3 protein-coding genes are annotated in these 3132 nt (G+C 65.3%); all 3 read right to left on the reverse strand.

Annotation, left to right across the window (positions count from 1 at the left end; genetic code table 11):
* Positions 1–64: 64 nt before the first annotated feature.
* From KGB28_RS01050 to KGB28_RS01060, 3 genes are read right to left on the reverse strand one after another with little or no spacing between them, the layout of a single operon-like run.
* The gene (locus KGB28_RS01050) at positions 65–1702 is read right to left on the reverse strand and encodes an AMP-binding protein (protein WP_223441309.1); all 1638 of its coding nucleotides are present in this window, start codon (positions 1700–1702) and stop codon (positions 65–67) included.
* A 9-nt stretch (positions 1703–1711) separates the two neighbouring features.
* The gene (locus KGB28_RS01055; protein WP_223441311.1) at positions 1712–2986 is read right to left on the reverse strand and encodes a thiolase family protein; all 1275 of its coding nucleotides are present in this window, start codon (positions 2984–2986) and stop codon (positions 1712–1714) included.
* The gene (locus KGB28_RS01060; RefSeq protein ID WP_223441313.1) at positions 2986–3129 is read right to left on the reverse strand and encodes an acyl-CoA dehydrogenase family protein; all 144 of its coding nucleotides are present in this window, start codon (positions 3127–3129) and stop codon (positions 2986–2988) included. The genes KGB28_RS01055 and KGB28_RS01060 overlap by 1 nt, the downstream gene beginning before the upstream one ends.
* Positions 3130–3132: the final 3 nt, after the last annotated feature.

Below are 3132 nucleotides of genomic sequence, written 5' to 3' on the forward strand. Positions count from 1 at the left end.
ACCGGTGTAACCGCTGGCGCCATACACCACGACTTTGATATCGGACATTTCTTGTTCTCCGGGTTTACGCTTGTTGTTGTGATCTGTGGGCAGAGACCGCATGCGCCGCCAGTTCGCATTCGAGCTGCTCACGCAGCACGCGCTCGAGGGGCTTCTCCGAAGCGGTCTTGGGAATTTCATCGACCCGCTGCACGTGGCTGGGGATCAGGTTGCGCGGCAGGTGGCGGGCGCAATGCGCCAGCAGTTGACCAACATCCAGAGCACGACCTGGCACCGGCATTACGGCGGCAACTATTTCCTTTTCGCCGGGCGCGCAGGCCGACGTGGCGAGCCCGTAGACGAACACGTCGGCGACCTCGTCGGCTTCAGCGATCACCTTCTCGATCTGCGCCGGGTCGATAAACTCGCCGTTGCGGCGGATGCCGCCGCCATCGCGGTAGTCGAAGTAGACCCAGCCCTGCTCGTCCTTGTGGCCGATGTCGCCGGAGTGGAACCAGCCGCCACGGGTCTTGGCGGCGGAGGCCGCCGGGTTGTTCAGGTAGGCCACCGGTGGATGGTCGTCACCGGAGGCGGCGCGGAAGCAGATTTCGCCGCATTGGCCCGCCGGCACCTCGTTGCCCTCTTCGTCGAGGATTGCGCAGCGCAGATGCGACGGCGACTTGCCGATCGAGCCCAAGGGACCAGCGCCAGGAGAATTGAGGGTCAGGCCCCCTTCCGCCGTACCGTAGAATTCGAAAACCTCGACGTTGAAGCGCGCCGCGAAGTCCTGCCAGATGCTGGCCGGCATGCCGGCGCTGAAGACGTAGCGCACCGGGTTGTCGGCATCGTCCGGGCGCGGCGGCTCCGAATACACCGCGGTGGTCATGCCGCCCAGCAGGTTGAACACGGTGCACTGGTAGCGGCGCAGGATTTCCCACAGGCGTGACTTGGTGAACTGCCGGCTGATGACCACGCGAAGTCCCATGAATAGCGCGTTGCCCAGGGTGATGCACTGGGCGTTGGCATGGGTCAGGCTCAGCCCGGTGTAGGGCCGGTCGCCCGGGCGCAGCCCTACCTGCTCACCGAGCCCAGCGATGGCCGCGAAGCGCGCGTAAGGTGCCACGATGGCCTTGGGGTTCCCGGTAGTGCCGGAGGTGAACAGCAACTGCATCGGTTGTTGCAGATCCGTTGCCCGAACAGCGAGGTCCGGAACGCAATCCTCCAGCACATCCTGCAGCGCACGTACGCGCACCTTCGGATGAGCACGCAACTCGACGGACGCGCCGCCGGTGTTCAGCACCCAGAGCCACTGCAATTGCGGCAGGTCATCCACCAGCTCGAGAACCGTGGTCAGCGCATGGTCGGCGACTATGGCACCGCGACAGCCGGAGAAGGACAGCAGGTACTGCAGCTTGTCGCCACGCGCACGGGCATCGATGGGGACGAACACCGTGTTGGCGATGGACGAACCCACCATGGTCTCCACGAACTCGGGGTGGTTGAACATGATCAGGGCGAACGCTTCGCCCTGGGCCATGCCCTCGTCGTCCAGGCCGGCGGCGATGCGCTGGCCGTTTTCCCAGAGCTGGCGGTAACTGCGGGTACAGTCACGCAATTGTTGATCAGTATCGACATGGACGAAGGTCAGCACGTCCAGATCGGGGGTTTCCTCAACCTTGCGGCGTATCACGTTCGCCAGGATCAATGAAGCATTGTTCTGCATGGGGTTCTCCTAGCGGGTCAATACGGTCATGCTCATCACCGCGGCATCCGCGCCGATGAATCCACCGCCGTTTTCAGCCAGCCCGACGCGGGCCTCCTCGACCTGGCGCGCACCGCAATTGCCACGCAACTGCTCGACCAGTTCGAAGACCTGGCCCAGGCCCGTCGCGCCGATGGGGTGCCCCTTGCGGTTGAGGCCGCCCGACACGCTCACCGGAATGCGCCCGCCTAACTCGGTCGCGCCGGACTCCAGCAGAGCCACGCCCTCGCCCCGGCCACAGAGCCCCAGGCTCTCGTAGTACATAAGCTCGGATGCGGAGGTGGCGTCGTGCAGCTCCACCAGACTAAGATCCTGCGGGCCGACACCGGCCGCCTGATAGGCCAACCCGGAGGCCCAACGGGTCACTTCCGGCATGTCGTCATCGACGTAGTCGTAGCCGCTGACGATCATCGATGCGGCGACCCGGATGGGTTGCCGCGCCCCCAGGCGCTTCAACGCCGCCTCGGAGACGATCACCGCCGCCGCCGCGCCATCACCAATGGGCGAGCACATCGGCAGGGTCAGCGGGTCCGCGATCCTGCGGGCGGCGAGGATCTGCTCCACCGTCAGCACATCCTGGAACTGGGCGCGCGGGTTGAGCGCGCCATGCCGGGAGTTCTTCGCCGTGACCATGGCCAGGTGACGCGGCTCGCCGCCGGCCATGGCCAGGTAGTCGCGCGCCCAGGTGGCGTAGATGTCCATGAACAGCGAGCGATCCTTGCCGGCCTGGCTCAGGTCGACCTGGGCGCCGGTGCGTTGTAGACCTTCCCGCAGGAAGCCCAGCACCGCGTCCTGCTCGTCCACGTCGACACAGCCGTCAAACACCGAGAAGGTGCGCGCCTTGTCCTCGTGGTAGAGCTTTTCATAACCTGCGGCGATGACCACGTCGTACAGACCGTGGGTGACCATGGTGCAAGCCTGCTGGAAGGCGGTGGAGCCCGTAGCGCAGGCGTTCTCCACGTTGACCACCGGAATGTGTCCGACGCCCAAACCGCGCAGCACCGCCTGCCCGGCGATGCACACCTGCCCGGTGATGACCGGTGCGGCGCCGGTGCCCATCCAGGCCGCTTCGAGCTGACGGGCCTCGATGCCGGCGTCGTCAAGCGCCTGTTTGATCGCCTCGCGCGCCAGGCTATTGAGGCTGCGTCCTAGGTGCTTGCCGAAGCGGGTCATGCCGACGCCGATGACGTAGGCGTTCTGCCGCGCGTTGCGGATCAGTTGCTGATCCAGTTCGTTGGTGCTCATCACAGCCACTCCGGGTTGGTGAGGCTGTAGCCGCCCTTGATCGCCAGGATCTGGTTGCAGCCGTCCTCGATCATTGAGGCGCGGGCATCACGGAAGATCTTCTCCACCGGGTATTCGCGGGTCATGCCGTTGCCGCCGAACATCTG

It is taken from the genome of Pseudomonas sp. BF-R-19 (assembly GCF_019956445.1).
Classification (GTDB): Bacteria; Pseudomonadota; Gammaproteobacteria; order Pseudomonadales; family Pseudomonadaceae; genus Aquipseudomonas; species Aquipseudomonas fluorescens_BH.

What these genes read in the sequence shown, in the direction of transcription:
- KGB28_RS01050 (WP_223441309.1), bottom strand. Translation starts at nt 1,702, where the DNA reads ATGCAGAACAATGCTTCATTGATCCTGGCGAACGTGATACGCCGCAAG.
- KGB28_RS01055 (WP_223441311.1), bottom strand. Translation starts at nt 2,986, where the DNA reads ATGAGCACCAACGAACTGGATCAGCAACTGATCCGCAACGCGCGGCAG.
- KGB28_RS01060 (WP_223441313.1), bottom strand. Translation starts at nt 3,129, where the DNA reads ATGTTCGGCGGCAACGGCATGACCCGCGAATACCCGGTGGAGAAGATC.